This window comes from Streptomyces graminilatus, from assembly GCF_001418565.1.
Lineage (GTDB): Bacteria > Actinomycetota > Actinomycetes > Streptomycetales > Streptomycetaceae > Streptomyces > Streptomyces graminilatus.
On sequence record NZ_LIQQ01000271.1, the window covers coordinates 17124 to 33347 of the forward strand.

Sequence of the window (16224 nt, forward strand, 5' to 3'; positions counted from 1 at the left end):
CCTTCTGTGAATGATCACGCGGCTGGTCGGACCGCGCGCGGACCGGACCGGGGCGGGCACGAGCGGCGTTCCCGTCCCCGTGCCCTGGTGCCCGCACGTGTGTACGCGGCCGGTTCACCGCCCCGAGTTCCCCCGCATTGAAGCGTGTTGACCAAGGCGCGACAACACCTGAGACGCAGAAGACGCGACCGCCGGAGCACTCGATTTCCGGCCCGCCCCTCCCCGGGACCAGGCAGGCACCGGTCCACGGGATCATCGCGCTGTCAGAGCCCGCCAGTAGGGTGTGAGACATGGCCGACCCCTCCAGCTACCGCCCCAAGCCGGGACAGATCCCGGACTCTCCCGGGGTGTACAGATTCCGCGACGAGCACCGCCGGGTGATCTACGTCGGGAAGGCGAAAAGCCTGCGCCAACGCCTGGCCAACTACTTCCAGGACCTGGCCGGTCTCCACCCGCGCACCCGCACGATGGTCACCACGGCCGCCTCCGTGGAATGGACGGTGGTGTCCACGGAGGTCGAGGCGCTCCAGCTGGAGTACTCCTGGATCAAGGAGTACGACCCCCGTTTCAACGTCAAGTACCGCGACGACAAGAGCTACCCGTACCTCGCGGTGACGATGAACGAGGAGTACCCGCGCGTGCAGGTGATGCGCGGTCACAAACGCAAGGGCGTCCGCTACTTCGGGCCGTACGGGCACGCGTGGGCGATCCGCGACACCGTGGACCTGCTGCTGCGCGTCTTCCCGGTGCGCACCTGCTCGGCGGGCGTATTCAAGAACGCCGCCCGCACCGGCCGCCCCTGCCTCCTCGGGTACATCGGCAAGTGCTCGGCGCCCTGCGTCGGGCGGGTCTCGGCCGAGGAACACCGCGAACTGGCCGACGAGTTCAGCGACTTCATGGCCGGCCGCACGGGGACGTACATCCGCCGCCTCGAACAGCGGATGACGGAAGCGGCCGAGGAGATGGAGTACGAGCGGGCGGCCCGGCTGCGTGACGACATCGAGGCGCTGCGCAAGGCCATGGAGAAGAGCGCCGTCGTGCTCGCCGACGCGACCGACGCCGACCTGATCGCGGTCGCCGAGGACGAGCTGGAAGCGGCCGTGCAGATCTTCCACGTACGCGGTGGACGGGTGCGCGGCCAGCGTGGCTGGGTGACCGACAAGGTCGAGGAGATCACCACCGGGGCACTGGTCGAGCACGCCCTCCAGCAGCTCTACGGGGAGGAGAAGGGCGACTCCGTGCCCAAGGAGGTCCTCGTCCCCGCGCTGCCCGACCCCGTGGAGCCCGTCCAGGAGTGGCTGGCCGAGCGGCGCGGGTCCGGTGTCTCGCTGCGCATCCCGCAGCGCGGCGACAAGAAGGCCCTCATGGAGACCGTGGAGCGCAACGCGCAGCATTCGCTCGTGCTGCACAAGACCAAGCGCGCCTCCGACCTGACGACCCGCTCCCGCGCGCTGGAGGAGATCGCCGAGGCCCTCGACCTGGACAGTGCCCCGCTGCGGATCGAGTGCTACGACATCTCCCACCTCCAGGGCGACGACGTGGTGGCGTCCATGGTCGTCTTCGAGGACGGCCTGCAGCGCAAGAGCGAGTACCGCCGCTTCCAGATCAAGGGCTTCGAGGGACAGGACGACGTCCGGTCCATGCACGAGGTGATCAGCCGTCGCTTCAGGCGCTACATCGCCGAGAAGGAGAAGACGGGGGAGTGGGCGGACGGCCAGGATCCCGGCCGGGAAACGGGCCCGGAACCCGGCCAGGAACCCGCGCGGGAACCCGGCGCGGAGCTGAAGGACGACGAGGGGCGGCCCAAGCGGTTCGCCTATCCGCCGCAGCTCGTCGTCGTCGACGGCGGGCAGCCGCAGGTCGCCGCCGCCCAGCGGGCACTGGACGAGCTGGGCATCGACGACATCGCTGTCTGCGGCCTCGCCAAGCGCCTGGAGGAGGTCTGGGTGCCCGGCGAGGACGACCCGGTGATCCTGCCCCGCACCAGTGAGGGCCTGTATCTGCTCCAGCGTGTCCGTGACGAGGCCCACCGCTTCGCGATCACCTACCAGCGCGTGAAACGGGCCAAGCGCTTCCGGGCGGGCCCGCTGGACGACGTGCCCGGACTCGGCGAAACCCGGAAACAGGCGCTGATCAAGCATTTCGGCTCGGTGAAGAAGCTGCGGTCCGCCACAATCGACCAGATCCGCGAGGTTCCCGGCATAGGCCTCAAGACGGCCGAGACGATCGCCGTGGCCCTCGCACAGGCGGCCCCGCCCGCACCCGCCGTGAACACGGCCACCGGAGAGATCATGGATGACACGGCGGATACTGCAGACGGGTCGGACACGTCCGACACGTCAGACACGGCGGACACGCAGAACGGGGAACCCGGGACGAGGACGGGTTCCTCCGGGCGGCCCGTAGCCGCGGGCGCCCCGGACGAGCGACGGGGGCAGGAGACATGACCGAGCACGAGACACCGAAGGCCGAGCACACCGCACACGACCAGGCGGGTCACAAGGAATCGGGCGACGACCGCTCGCGGCACGCCGAGGGCCCGGCACCGGGCACCGGGGCGGGCCAGGAACCGCCGGGCAAGGAAAACGGAGAACAAGTGGGTACGGGCATCGAGACAGCCGGGGTTCCCGAAGCGGCCATCCCCGAGCTGGTGATCATCTCCGGTATGTCCGGAGCCGGCCGTTCGACGGCCGCCAAGTGTCTGGAGGACCTCGGCTGGTTCGTCGTCGACAACCTGCCGCCCGCGCTGATCCCCACCATGGTGGAGCTCGGCGCCCGCTCCCAGGGCAATGTCGCCAGGATCGCGGTCGTCGTCGACGTACGCGGCAGGCGCTTCTTCGACAACCTCCGCGAGTCGCTCTCCGACCTCGCGGCGAAGGGCGTCACCCGGCGGATCGTCTTCCTGGAGTCCTCGGACGACGCCCTGGTGCGCCGTTTCGAGTCGGTGCGCCGGCCGCACCCACTCCAGGGGGACGGCCGTATCGTCGACGGCATCGACGCCGAGCGCGAACTGCTGCGCGAGCTGCGCGGCGACGCCGACCTGGTGATCGACACCTCCAGCCTCAACGTGCACGAACTGCGCGCCAAGATGGACGCCCAGTTCGCGGGCGAGGAGGAGCCCGAGCTGCGGGCCACGGTGATGTCCTTCGGCTTCAAGTACGGCCTGCCGGTCGACGCCGACCTGGTCGTGGACATGCGGTTCCTGCCCAACCCGCACTGGGTCCCGGAACTGCGTCCGTACACCGGTCTCAACGAGGAGGTGTCGGCGTACGTCTTCAACCAGCCCGGCGCCAAGGAGTTCATCGACCGGTACACGGAACTGCTCCAGCTCATCGCGGCCGGATACCGCCGTGAGGGCAAGCGCTATGTGACGATCGCCGTCGGCTGCACCGGCGGCAAGCACCGTTCGGTCGCCACCTCCGAGAAGCTCGCCGCCCGCCTCGCCTCGCAGGGCGTGGAGACCGTGATCGTGCACCGGGACATGGGACGGGAATGACGGGACGTTCATCGCGGCTGAGCAGGCTGCGCCGCATGACCCCCGAGGGCCGCGAGGCCCGGCCCGTCGAGGCCCGCGGTGCCAGACCGCGCCGCCGGGGCGCCCAGCCCAAGGTCGTCGCCCTGGGCGGCGGCATGGGCCTGTCCGCCTCGCTCGCCGCACTCCGCCGGATCACCGGCGACCTGACCGCCGTCGTCACCGTGGCCGACGACGGCGGCTCCAGCGGCCGTCTGCGTGACGAGCTGGGCGTGCTGCCGCCCGGTGACCTGCGCAAGGCCCTGGCCGCGCTGTGCGGCGACGACGAGTGGGGCCAGACCTGGGCCCGCGTCATCCAGCACCGCTTCCAGTCCAAGGGCGACCTGCACGAACACGCAGTCGGCAACCTGCTGATCGTCGCCCTGTGGGAGCAGCTCGGCGACCATGTCCAGGCCCTCGACCTGGTCGGCCGGCTCCTGGGCGCGCACGGCCGTGTGCTGCCGATGTCCGCCGTACCCCTGGAACTTCAGGCCCTGGTCAGAGGGCACGACCCGGCCCGGCCCGACGAGGTGGACACCGTACGGGGACAGGCCACCGTCGCGCTCACGCCCGGCGAGGTGCAGACCGTGCACCTCGTGCCGCACGACCCGCCCGCCGTCCCGGAAGCCGTCGCCGCCGTCCTGGACGCCGACTGGGTCGTCCTCGGGCCCGGCTCCTGGTTCTCCTCCGTGATCCCGCACCTGCTGGTGCCGGAGTTGCTCGACGCGCTCACCGAGACGAAGGCCCGCCGGGTACTCTCGCTGAACCTCGCGCCGCAACCCGGAGAAACCGAGGGCTTCTCCCCGCAGCGTCATTTGGAGGTTTTGGGACGACACGCCCCTAAACTCGCCCTGGACGTGGTGCTGGCCGACGAGGCCGCCGTGCCCGACCGCGACTTGCTGACCGATGCCGCCAAACGGTTCGGTGCCGCGGTGGAGCTGGCGCCGGTGGCCCGGACCGACGGTTCTCCTCGGCACGATACGGAGCTGTTGGCAGCCGCGTACGACCGTATTTTTCGGATGCATGGAAGGATCGGCCCATGGCGATGACGGCAGCGGTGAAGGACGAGATCTCCCGGCTCCCCGTCACCCGTACCTGCTGCAGAAAGGCGGAGGTCTCCGCCATTCTGCGGTTCGCCGGCGGCCTTCATCTGGTGAGCGGGCGCATTGTGATCGAGGCGGAGCTGGACACCGCGATGGCGGCCCGCCGGCTCAAGCGGGACGTCCTTGAGATTTTCGGCCACAGTTCCGAACTGATCGTGATGGCGCCCGGCGGACTGCGCCGCGGTTCCCGGTACGTGGTCCGGGTGGTCGCGGGCGGTGACCAGCTCGCCCGGCAGACAGGGCTCGTGGACGGCCGTGGGCGCCCCATCAGAGGCCTCCCCCCGCAGGTGGTCTCCGGGGCCACCTGTGACGCGGAAGCGGCCTGGAGAGGCGCCTTCCTGGCCCACGGCTCGCTCACCGAACCGGGACGTTCCTCCTCCTTGGAGGTGACCTGCCCCGGCCCCGAGGCAGCGCTCGCGCTCGTCGGTGCCGCCCGCCGCCTCTCGATCGCCGCCAAGGCCCGCGAGGTGCGGGGCGTCGACCGGGTCGTCGTCCGGGACGGGGACGCGATCGGCGCCCTCCTCACCCGGCTCGGCGCGCACGAGTCAGTGCTGGCCTGGGAGGAGCGGCGGATGCGCCGCGAGGTCCGCGCCACCGCGAACCGCCTCGCCAACTTCGACGACGCCAATCTGCGCCGCTCCGCGCGCGCGGCCGTCGCCGCCGGAGCGCGGGTCCAGCGGGCGCTGGAGATCCTCGCCGACGACGTCCCCGAGCATCTCGCCGCGGCCGGCCGGCTGCGCATGGACCACAAGCAGGCCTCCCTGGAGGAGCTGGGTGCCCTCGCCGACCCGCCGCTGACCAAGGACGCCGTGGCGGGCCGGATCCGCCGGCTGCTCGCCATGGCCGACAAGCGCGCCCAGGACCTCGGTATCCCGGGGACCGAGTCCAACCTCACCGAGGAGATGGCCGACGCGGGCTGACGTGGCCTCGCCACAGGCTGACGGAGCCTCACAGCAGGTCTGACGGACCCTCAACATGCCGGTGCCGGTGCCCGTTTCGGGTGCCGGTACCGGCATTTGCGGCGTGTTGGCGCCCCCTTGACTGGATCATGAAGTGTCATGAGCCTGGCATCTGTCCGCCAACGTGGCGGACCATCGCTAGGGGGGTACATGAGACGCAGAGCGAGAACGATCCTCGCTGTCGGCACTCTCGTCCTGGGCGGCGCGGGACTCGCACCCGTCGCCGTCGCCGCGCAGCACGCCGGCACACCCGGCGCCGACGAGGTCAAGGTCTTCCGCGCCGAGGTCACCAAGGCGCAGATTCCCCTGCTGCTCGCGGCCGGCCAGGACGGTCAGGAACTCGGGGAGCGGACGCAGGGCAAGGGCACCTCCACGGTCGAGGTCTACCTCACCGACAAGCAGGCCGCCCAGCTCGAGGGCAAGGGCGTCCACCTCAAGGAGCACACGCTCACGGCGAGGGCACGCGCGCGCGTGGCCGCCGCCGGAGACGGCGTCTTCCGGCCGTACAGCGGACCCGGGAACCTCAAGGAGGAGATCCTCCGGACCGCCCAGCGGAACCCGGGCCTGACCAAGGTCGTCTCCATCGGCAAGACCCTGCGGGGACAGGACATCCTCGCGCTCAAACTGACCAAGGGCGCGAAGCAGACCAAGGACGGCGCCAAGCCGTCGGTCCTGTACATGTCCAACCAGCACGCGCGTGAATGGATCACGCCGGAGATGACCCGCCGGCTGATGCACTACTACCTGGACAACTACTCCAGGGACAAGCGCGTCAAGAAGATCGTCGACTCGACCGAACTGTGGTTCGTCCTGTCCGCGAACCCCGACGGCTACGACTTCACCCACCGGGCCGACGGCGACCGCCAGTGGCGCAAGAACATGCGCGACGTCAACGGCGACGGCGCCATCACCGCCGGCGACGGCGTCGACCTCAACCGCAACTTCGCCTACAAGTGGGGCTACGACAACGAGGGTTCGTCCCCGTCCCCCACCAGCGAGACCTACCGCGGTGCCCGCCCCGGCTCGGAGCCCGAGACCAAGGCCCTGGACGCCTTCGAGAAGCGCGTCGGCTTCAAGTACGGCGTCAACTACCACTCCGCCGCCGAACTCCTCCTCTACGGGGTCGGCTGGCAGGTGGCGTCGCCCAGCCCCGACGACGTCGTCTACAAGTCGCTCGCCGGTACCCCGGAGAAGTCCGCCATCCCCGGCTACCACCCCCAGCTCTCCTCCGAGCTGTACACCACCAACGGCGAGGCGGACGGCCACGCGGCCAACGTCAACGGCATGGGGATGTTCACCCCCGAGATGTCGACCTGCGAGACCGCGTCGAACCTCTACCCGGACGACCGCTGGAACGCGGCCGACTGCGCCTCGGTCTTCACCTTCCCGGACGACAGGAAGCTGATCCAGCAGGAGTTCGCCAAGAACATCCCGTTCGCCCTGTCGGTCGCCGAGTCCGCGGCCAGGCCCGACCAGCCGAAGTCCTCGGTCGGCATCGCCGCCCCCGACTTCACCCCGGCCCCCTTCACCACCTCGTACTCGCGCGGCGCCGACCAGGAGGTCTCGGTCGTCGTACGCAAGTCCGTGCGCCACAAGGAACTCAAGTACCGCGTCAACGGCGGCCGTACGCAGTACACGGCGCTCAAGAGGTGGAAGGGCGGCAAGACCTTCGGCGGTGACGACAACCTCTACTTCGACGAGTACCGCGCCAAGGTCACCGACGGAAAGCCGGGCGACAAGGTCGAGGTCTGGTTCACCGGCCAGACGCAGGCCGGCAAACCCACCAAGAGCACACGGTTCACGTACACGGTCGCCGAAATCCCGCGCGCGGACACCCTCGTCGTCGCCGAGGAGGGCGCGACCGCCACACAGACACAGGCCTACGCCGACGCGCTGAAGGCCAACGGCAGGAAGCCGCTCGTCTGGGACGTCGCCGCCCTGGGCGCGCCCGACTCGCTCGGCGTGCTGCGCCACTTCAAGACGGTCGTCCACTACACGGGCGCCGTACGGCCGGGCAACGCCACCCAGCTCCAACTGCGCGCCTACCTCAACGAGGGCGGCAAGCTGATCGAGGCCGGCGAGAGCGCGGGCGGCGCCGTCGACCTCGGCGGGGGCGCCCTGTCGAACGACTTCAGCCAGTACTACCTGGGCGCCTACGACCGTACGACCCTGCCGTCGGTCAGCGCCTTCACCGGCTCCGGGAAGCTCACCGGGGTCACCGGCGACCTCGGTGGCGCGCCGGGCAACCCGCTGGACGCCGCCGGGTCCTTCAGCGTCACCTCGGACAACCTGGCGGCGGCGGCCTTCCCGCAGTTCGCCAGCGCGGGCGCGGGCGGCTACCCCGGGACCCCGAACCCGTACGGACCGTACGCGGGCTCCTTCATGGCGGCCGTCACGCACACCGACTACGCGTGGAACCGGCTCACCCGCACCATCGACCTCACCGGGGTCGGCGCGGCGGACACGCCCACCTTCCGTACCCAACTTCTGTGGGACACGGAGGAGGGCTACGACCACGTCGTGCTCGAAGCCCACACGGCGGGGGCCGACGACTGGACCACGCTCCCGGAGAAGGGCGGCGCCACCAGCACGAGTGTGCCCCTCGACTGCGAGGAGGGGTTCTTCATGAAGGGCCACCCCGCTCTCAGCCGCTATCTGACCCTCGGCCCGGACGCCTGCACGCCCACCGGGACCAGCGGCTCCTGGAACAGCCTCACCGGGGCCTCCACGGGCTGGCAGCAGGTCAACTTCGACCTCTCCGCCTACGCGGGCAAGAAGGTGGAGATCTCGCTCAGCTACATCACCGACCCCGGCTCCGGCGGACGCGGCGTCCTCGCCGACAACGCCACCCTCGTGACCGGCGGCACGGCGGGCCCGGTCGAGGGCTTCGAGACGTCCCTGGGCGCCTGGAGCACCCCCGGACCGCCCGCGGGCAGTCCCAAGGTCACCACGGACTGGAGCCGGTCGGGCGAGCTGTTCAAGACCTACGGAGCGGTCACCACCCGTGACACCGTGCTGCTGGGCTTCGGCCTGGAGCACGTCACCAAGGCGGCCGACCGCAAGGCACTCCTCGGCAAGGCCCTGGCCGCGCTGAAGAACTGAAGAACTGAAGAACTGATCCACCCCGGTCATCAGGGTTCATCAGATGATTCGCGCCGATTTCGATCAGGTAATCACGGCGCAAAACCCGGGCGGTCCGTACCCCTACTGGCGGGTACGGGCCGCCCTGCCGTGTATGGGGCATCTCGATGTCACCGCCAGGGCCTCAGGGAGGTAGGGTCGTAGGCGGTCGGGGACATCCCATACAACTCGCCGGCACGTAAGCCGGCGCACCTAACGAGGAGATCGGTTCGTGACGATCCGCGTAGGCATCAACGGCTTTGGCCGCATCGGTCGTAACTACTTCCGCGCGCTGCTGGAGCAGGGTGCTGACATCGAGATCGTGGCTGTCAACGACCTGGGTGACACCGCGACCACTGCTCACCTTCTGAAGTACGACACGATCCTGGGCCGCCTCAAGGCCGAGGTGTCGCACACCGCCGACACGATCACCGTCGACGGCCACGTCATCAAGGTGCTCTCCGAGCGCGACCCCGCCGACATCCCGTGGGGCGAGCTGGGCGTCGACATCGTCATCGAGTCGACCGGCATCTTCACCAAGAAGGCCGACGCCGCGAAGCACATCGCCGGCGGCGCCAAGAAGGTCCTCATCTCGGCTCCGGCCTCGGACGAGGACATCACGATCGTCCTCGGCGTCAACGAGGAGAAGTACGACGCGGCGAACCACCACATCATCTCCAACGCCTCCTGCACCACCAACTGTGTGGCGCCGATGGCCAAGGTTCTCCTGGAGAACTTCGGTGTCGTCTCGGGCCTGATGACCACGGTGCACGCCTACACCAGCGACCAGCGCCTCCAGGACTTCCCGCACAAGGACCTGCGCCGCGCCCGCGCCGCCGCCGAGAACATCATTCCGGCGAGCACCGGTGCGGCCAAGGCCCTCGGCGTGGTCATCCCGGAGCTGGCGGGCAAGCTCAACGGCATGGCGATGCGTGTTCCGGTCCCGACCGGTTCCGTCACCGACCTCGTCGTCGAGACGGAGCGCGTGGTGACCAAGGAAGAGGTCAACGCCGCGTTCCAGAAGGCCGCCGAGGGCCAGCTCAAGGGCTACCTGGACTACACCGAGGACGCGATCGTCTCCTCGGACATCGTCGGCTGGCCGGCCTCCTGCACCTTCGACGCCTCCCTGACCATGGTCCAGGGCAACAGCGTGAAGATCATCGGCTGGTACGACAACGAGTGGGGCTACTCCAACCGCCTCGTCGACCTCACGGTCTTCGTCGGCAACCAGCTCTGAGTTCCGGAGCAGGCACTTCGATGTGAGCACAGGGCTCGGGCAACGCGACGGCGCGTTGCCCGAGCCCTGCGTCACTCCTTTTTGCGGCTGAACCGCCGCCGCTCTCGCGGACCTGGTTGCTCGCCATCGTGGTTCCTCAATTGATGGCTGATGCCGTCGCGGGAAAATCATTCGGAGCCCTCCCTAGGAGCCCTCTTTCATGAAGACGATCGACGAACTCCTCGCCGAAGGAGTCGACGGCAAGCGGGTCTTCGTCCGCGCCGACCTCAATGTCCCGCTGGCCGACGGCGTCATCACCGACGACGGCCGCATCCGGGCCGTCCTGCCCACCGTCAAGGCCCTCGCGGACGCCGGCGCCAAGGTCGTCGTCGCCTCCCACCTGGGCCGCCCCAAGGGCGCCCCGGACCCCGCCTTCTCCCTGCTGCCCGCCGCCGAGCGCCTCGGCGAGCTCCTGGACGCCCCCGTGGCCTTCGCCCAGGACACCGTCGGCCCCGCCGCCCACGACGCCGTGAACGGCCTCCAGCCCGGCCAGGTCGCGGTGATCGAGAACCTGCGCTTCAACGCCGGTGAGACGTCGAAGGACGACACCGAGCGCGGCGAGTTCGCCGACCAGCTCGCCGCCCTCGCCGACGCCTACGTGGGCGACGGCTTCGGCGCCGTGCACCGCGGCCACGCCTCGGTCCTCGACCTGCCGGCCCGCCTGCCGCACTACGCCGGTTACCTCATCGCCACCGAGGTCGGCGTCCTCAAGAAGCTCACCGAGGACGTCAAGCGGCCGTACGCCGTCGTCCTGGGCGGCGCCAAGGTCTCCGACAAGCTCGCCGTCATCGACCAGCTCCTCGGCAAGGCCGACCGCATCCTCATCGGCGGCGGCATGGTCTTCACCTTCCTCAAGGCGAAGGGGTACGAGATCGGCGCCTCCCTCGTCCAGGAGGACCAGCTCCCGGCCGTCAACGAGTACATCGAGCGCGCCGAGAAGAACGGCGTCGAGCTGATCCTCCCGGTCGACGTACTGGCCGGCTCCGCCTTCCCGGACCTGAAGACCAAGGCTCCCGCGAACCCCGTCACCGTCGCCGCGGACGCCATGCCCGCCGACCGGATGGGCCTGGACATCGGTCCGGAGTCCAGCACGCTGTACGCCTCGAAGCTCGCCGACGCCGGCACCGTCTTCTGGAACGGCCCCATGGGCGTCTTCGAGCACCCCGACTACGCCGAGGGCACCAAGGCGGTCGCCCAGGCCCTCCTCGACTCCCCGGCCTTCACGGTCGTCGGCGGCGGAGACTCCGCGGCCGCCGTCCGCATCCTGGGCTTCGACGAGAACGCATTCGGCCACATCTCGACCGGTGGCGGCGCCTCCCTCGAATACCTCGAGGGCAAGACGCTTCCCGGTCTCGCCGCACTGGAAGGCTGACCCGCACATGACCACTCGCACGCCGCTGATGGCGGGCAACTGGAAGATGAACCTCAACCACCTCGAGGCCATCGCCCACGTCCAGAAGCTCGCCTTCGCCCTCTCGGACAAGGACTACGACGCCTGTGAGGTCGCGGTCCTGCCGCCCTTCACCGACCTGCGTTCCGTACAGACCCTGGTCGACGGCGACAAGCTCAAGATCAAGTACGGCGCGCAGGACATCTCCGCGCACGACACGGGCGCCTACACCGGCGAGATCTCCGGCCCGATGCTGGCCAAGCTCAAGTGCACCTACGTGGCCATCGGCCACTCCGAGCGCCGCCAGTACCACAACGAGACCGACGAACTCGTCAACGCCAAGGTGAAGGCCGCCTACAAGCACGGCCTCACCCCGATCCTGTGCGTCGGCGAGGAGCTGGAGGTCCGTGAGGCGGGCAACCACGTCTCCCACACGCTCGCGCAGGTCGAGGGCGGCCTCAAGGACCTGCCGGCCGAGCAGGCCGAGACCGTCGTCATCGCCTACGAGCCCGTCTGGGCCATCGGCACCGGCAAGGTCTGCGGCGCCGACGACGCCCAGGAGGTCTGCGCCGCGATCCGCGGAAAGCTCGCCGAGCTCTACTCCCAGGACGTGGCCGACGCCGTCCGCATCCAGTACGGCGGCTCGGTGAAGTCCGGGAACGTCGCCGAGATCATGGCGAAGCCCGACATCGACGGCGCACTGGTCGGCGGGGCCTCGCTGGACGCCGAGGAGTTCGTCAAGATCGTTCGGTTCCGCGACCAGTGAGTATGCGCTGAACGAGATCCGTCGTACCCTGGCGGGGCCGAAACTAGTATTTGGTGCGCCGGGCGTTTCCGAATGAGAGTTCAGACCTCGTCGTCCATCAGAATCCGAGGAAGTTGGTCCAGCCGTGGTTTTGGGGTTCTCGATCGCCCTGATCGTCTTCAGCCTGCTGCTGATGCTGCTCGTGCTGATGCACAAGGGGAAGGGCGGCGGCCTCTCCGACATGTTCGGTGGCGGCATGCAGTCGTCCGTCGGCGGCTCCTCGGTCGCCGAGCGCAACCTTGACCGCATCACCGTGGTGCTCGGTCTGCTGTGGTTCGCGTGCATTGTGGTGCTCGGCATCCTGATGAAGGTGAACAACTGATCAGCGGCTGACACCGGTCGTCAAATTCCGGTACGACAGCACATTACGCACGCACATTCCGCACGTAAGGCCCCATGTTCGGTACGCCCCGCCAAGGGCGGCCTATCATGGGGCTTGCGTCTTGGTGCGGGGCATGTAACTCCAAGCACTGGACGCGCGTTGGGCCTTACGTAGACTGAGGCGCTCGCAACGAAGCGAAAACGCCGACTCGCTTCGCGGCACCATTACGCAGGGAGTTACGACCGTGGCAAGTGGCAACGCGATCCGAGGAAGCCGGGTCGGGGCGGGGCCGATGGGCGAGGCCGAGCGTGGCGAGTCCGCGCCACGGCTGCGCATCTCCTTCTGGTGCTCCAACGGGCATGAGACGGTGCCCAGCTTCGCCAGCGACGCGCAGGTGCCCGATACGTGGGACTGCCAGCGCTGCGGCTTTCCGGCCGGACAGGACCGGGACAACCCGCCGGCCCCGCCGCGCAACGAGCCGTACAAGACGCACCTGGCGTACGTACGGGAGCGACGCAGCGACGCGGACGGCGAGGCGATCCTCGCCGAGGCGCTCGCCAAACTGCGGGGCGAGATCTAGGAATTGACGGCCGGTCAGGCACTGACAAGTGCCTGACCGGAGCCGTTTGACGGGGCGTCACCCACCGGCTCCCCGACCGATTGTCAGTGGTGCCCTCTACGGTTTGTGAATCGGCGAACCGCGAGGGGGAATGGTGACGACAGTCGAGTTGGCGGGAGCGCGTGTGCCCGCGTGGCGCGGGGGTTTCGCGCGGTTGTGGAGCGCCGCCGTACTCTCCAGCTTCGGTGACGCGCTGCGCACGGCCGCACTGCACCTGCTCGCCACGACCCTCACCGACAAACCCCTGCTCATCGCCTCCGTGACGGCCTGCGGGTATCTGCCCTGGCTCGTCTTCGGACTGCTCGGCGGGGCCGTCGCGGACCGGGTCGACCAGCGGCGGGCCATGTGGATGGTGGACGCGGTACGAGGGCTGCTGGTCGCCTGCTTCGCCGTGGCCGTCGGCCTCGGACACGCCTCGATCGGCCTGCTCCTCGTGCTCGCCTTCGCGCTGACGACCCTTCAGACCCTCTTCGACAACGCCTCGACAGCGCTGCTGCCCACCCTGGTCGACAAAGAGGCCCTCGGTGCCGCGAACGCCCGTCTGATGACCGGTCAGCACATCGCGGGCGGTCTGCTGGCCGGGCCGGTGGTGCCGGTACTGATCACGCTGGGCGCGGCCGTTCCCTTCGCGGCCGATGCCGTCACCTTCCTGGTCGGGGCGGCCCTGGTCGCCTCCTTGCGGCCCGAGATGTCCGGGCGGGAGCCGAGACCGGCGGGCAGCACCCTGCGCGCGGAGATCACGGCCGGCCTGCGCACCCTGTGGCACGACGGGGCGCTGCGCGGCCTGTGCGCGGCCACGGCACTGTGCAACGTGGGCATGGGCGCCCTGATCGCCATGATCGTCCTGCTGGTCACCGACTGGCTGGACGCGGGCAACGCGGGGTACGCGGCGGCGATGACCGCGTACACGGTCGGCAGCCTCACAGGCGGCGCGCTGAACGGCCGCCTCGTCGGCCGGCTCGGGCGGATACGGGCCGTCCTGCTCGCCGGCACGGTGCAGATCGGTGCGCTGGTGGTCATGGGTTCGGTGCGCAGCCTGGCCGCGCTGGTGGCCGCGATGACGGTGTTCGGGTTCATGGGCATGGTGTGGAACGTCAACACGACGACCCTGATGCAGAGCCGCAGCCCGGCCGGGATGCTGGGCCGGGTCAGCTCCGCCTTCCGTACGCTCGCGGTCGCCGGCGCACCCCTGGGCGCGCTGCTGGGCGGAGCCGTCGCGACGGTGTGGGGAGCCAACACGCCGGCGCTGCTCGCCGCCGCCTTCTTCGTGCTGTCGGTCACCGCGCTGATACCGGCGCTCAAGTCGGACGTATCTGTTGTTGAACCGGACGACGGCAGGACGAAAGCTCGACCGGCCCGCTGATCAATTAGGTTGGGACCGGCAGCGGGGGCCCAGGCAGAAAAGAGGCGGAAGTCCCAGATGAACGCAGACAGCCGTAGCAGGCTCAACCAGACGCCCGAGTGGTCGGCCCTGGCCAAGCACCGGGAGGAGTTGGCGGACACCCATCTGCGGGACCTGTTCGCGAACGACCCCGGGCGCGGCTCCGGGTACACCCTCCAGGTCGGTGATCTGCACATCGACTACTCCAAGCATCTCGTCACCGACGAGACGCTGCGGCTGCTGCGCGAGCTTGCCGCCACGACCGACGTGTTCGGGCTGCGGGACGCCATGTTCCGCGGCGAGAAGATCAACACGACCGAGGACCGCGCGGTGCTGCACACCGCGCTGCGGGCGCCGCGTGACGCGGTGATCGAGGTCGACGGGGAGAACGTCGTACCGGCCGTGCACGCCGTGCTGGACAAGATGGCCGGCTTCGCGGACCGGGTGCGCTCGGGCGAGTGGACCGGTCACACGGGCAAGCGCATCAAGAACGTCGTCAACATCGGCATCGGCGGCTCGGACCTGGGTCCGGCGATGGCGTACGAGGTGCTGCGGGCGTTCACGGCACGGGAGCTGACGTTCCGTTTCGTGTCGAACGTCGACGGCGCCGATCTGCACGAGGCGGTGCGGGACCTGGACCCGGCCGAGACGCTGTTCATCGTCGCGTCGAAGACGTTCACGACGATCGAGACGATCTCGAACGCGACGTCGGCCCGTTCCTGGCTGCTCGCGGGTCTGGGCGGTGCGGAGGAGGCGGTCGCCAAGCACTTCGTGGCGCTGTCGACGAACGGCGGGAAGGTCGCCGACTTCGGCATCGACACGGACAACATGTTCGAGTTCTGGGACTGGGTCGGCGGCCGGTACTCGTACGACTCGGCGATCGGGCTGTCCCTGATGATCGCGATCGGCCCCGACCGGTTCCGGGAGATGCTGGACGGTTTCGCGCTGGTCGACGAGCACTTCCGGACCGCTCCGGCGGAGGCCAACGTGCCGTTGCTGCTGGGGCTGCTGGGTATCTGGTACGGCAACTTCTTCGGCGCGCAGTCGCATGCCGTGCTGCCGTACTCGCACTACCTGTCCAAGTTCACGGCGTACCTCCAGCAACTGGACATGGAGTCCAACGGCAAGTCCGTCGGGCGTGACGGGCTGCCGGTGGAGTGGGAGACGGGGCCGGTGGTGTGGGGCACGCCCGGCACGAACGGGCAGCACGCCTACTACCAGTTGATCCACCAGGGGACGAAGCTCATCCCGGCGGACTTCATCGGCTTCGCCGAGCCGGTCGCGGAACTGAGTGACGGGCTCAAGGGCCAGCACGACCTGCTGATGGCCAACTTCTTCGCGCAGACGCAGGCGCTGGCCTTCGGGAAGACGCCGGAGGAGGTGCGGGCGGAGGGGGTGCCGGAGGAACTGGTGACCCACAAGACGTTCCTCGGCAACCACCCGACGACGACCGTGCTCGCGCGGGAGCTGACTCCGTCCGTGCTCGGGCAGTTGATCGCGCTGTACGAGCACAAGGTGTTCGTGCAGGGGGCTGTGTGGAACATCGACTCGTTCGACCAGTGGGGGGTCGAGCTGGGGAAGGTGCTGGCGAAGCGGGTTGAGCCGGCGTTGACGGAGGGGGCCGAGGTGGCGGGGCTCGACGCGTCGACGCGGGCGCTGGTGGCTACGTATCGGGAGCTGCGGGGTCGGTAGGGAGGTTTGTTCGCCCCGCCGCCCCTTCCCGTCCCGTCCCTGGGGG

Annotated in this window: 12 protein-coding genes; all 12 read left to right on the plus strand. The window is 69.3% G+C overall.

Annotated elements, in window-relative coordinates; translation table 11 throughout:
- Window positions 1-290 precede the first annotated feature (290 nt).
- The 12 genes from uvrC to pgi all read left to right on the plus strand — a co-directional run bounded on the left by uvrC (window position 291) and on the right by pgi (window position 16178).
- Window positions 291-2447 (plus strand): excinuclease ABC subunit UvrC, encoded by a 2157-nt coding sequence (uvrC, locus tag AOK08_RS22760; RefSeq protein ID WP_055529219.1) that lies wholly within the window; start codon window positions 291-293, stop codon window positions 2445-2447.
- The gene (gene rapZ, locus AOK08_RS22765) at window positions 2444-3496 is read left to right on the plus strand and encodes an RNase adapter RapZ (protein WP_055529221.1); all 1053 of its coding nucleotides are present in this window, start codon (window positions 2444-2446) and stop codon (window positions 3494-3496) included. Before uvrC ends, rapZ begins: the two co-directional genes overlap by 4 nt.
- Complete coding sequence (locus tag AOK08_RS22770) at window positions 3493-4560, plus strand: gluconeogenesis factor YvcK family protein (protein WP_055529223.1); 1068 nt, start codon at window positions 3493-3495, stop codon at window positions 4558-4560. Before rapZ ends, AOK08_RS22770 begins: the two co-directional genes overlap by 4 nt.
- Window positions 4551-5534, plus strand: a complete 984-nt coding sequence (gene whiA, locus AOK08_RS22775; protein WP_055529224.1) for a DNA-binding protein WhiA — start codon at window positions 4551-4553, stop codon at window positions 5532-5534. The genes AOK08_RS22770 and whiA overlap by 10 nt, the downstream gene beginning before the upstream one ends.
- A gap of 189 nt (window positions 5535-5723) precedes the next feature.
- Entirely contained in the window at window positions 5724-8675 is a 2952-nt protein-coding gene (locus AOK08_RS22780; RefSeq protein WP_055529226.1) for a M14 family metallopeptidase, read from the plus strand.
- Between the two features lie 250 nt (window positions 8676-8925).
- Window positions 8926-9930, plus strand: a complete 1005-nt coding sequence (gene gap, locus AOK08_RS22785) for a type I glyceraldehyde-3-phosphate dehydrogenase (RefSeq protein WP_055529228.1) — start codon at window positions 8926-8928, stop codon at window positions 9928-9930.
- 199 nt (window positions 9931-10129) lie between these two features.
- Window positions 10130-11341 carry a phosphoglycerate kinase gene (locus tag AOK08_RS22790; RefSeq protein ID WP_055529230.1) on the plus strand — a complete coding sequence of 404 codons (1212 nt, stop codon included), beginning with the start codon at window positions 10130-10132 and terminating at the stop codon, window positions 11339-11341.
- Between the two features lie 7 nt (window positions 11342-11348).
- Window positions 11349-12125 (plus strand): triose-phosphate isomerase, encoded by a 777-nt coding sequence (tpiA, locus tag AOK08_RS22795; protein ID WP_055529232.1) that lies wholly within the window; start codon window positions 11349-11351, stop codon window positions 12123-12125.
- 124 nt (window positions 12126-12249) lie between these two features.
- On the plus strand, window positions 12250-12486 hold the full coding sequence (gene secG / locus AOK08_RS22800; RefSeq protein ID WP_079054207.1) for a preprotein translocase subunit SecG: 237 nt from the start codon (window positions 12250-12252) through the stop codon (window positions 12484-12486).
- Between the two features lie 244 nt (window positions 12487-12730).
- Window positions 12731-13066 carry an RNA polymerase-binding protein RbpA gene (locus AOK08_RS22805; protein WP_079054208.1) on the plus strand — a complete coding sequence of 112 codons (336 nt, stop codon included), beginning with the start codon at window positions 12731-12733 and terminating at the stop codon, window positions 13064-13066.
- 133 nt (window positions 13067-13199) lie between these two features.
- Window positions 13200-14468 carry an MFS transporter gene (locus AOK08_RS22810; protein ID WP_055529246.1) on the plus strand — a complete coding sequence of 423 codons (1269 nt, stop codon included), beginning with the start codon at window positions 13200-13202 and terminating at the stop codon, window positions 14466-14468.
- A 57-nt stretch (window positions 14469-14525) separates the two neighbouring features.
- The gene (pgi, locus tag AOK08_RS22815) at window positions 14526-16178 is read left to right on the plus strand and encodes a glucose-6-phosphate isomerase (protein WP_055529241.1); all 1653 of its coding nucleotides are present in this window, start codon (window positions 14526-14528) and stop codon (window positions 16176-16178) included.
- Window positions 16179-16224 lie beyond the last annotated feature (46 nt).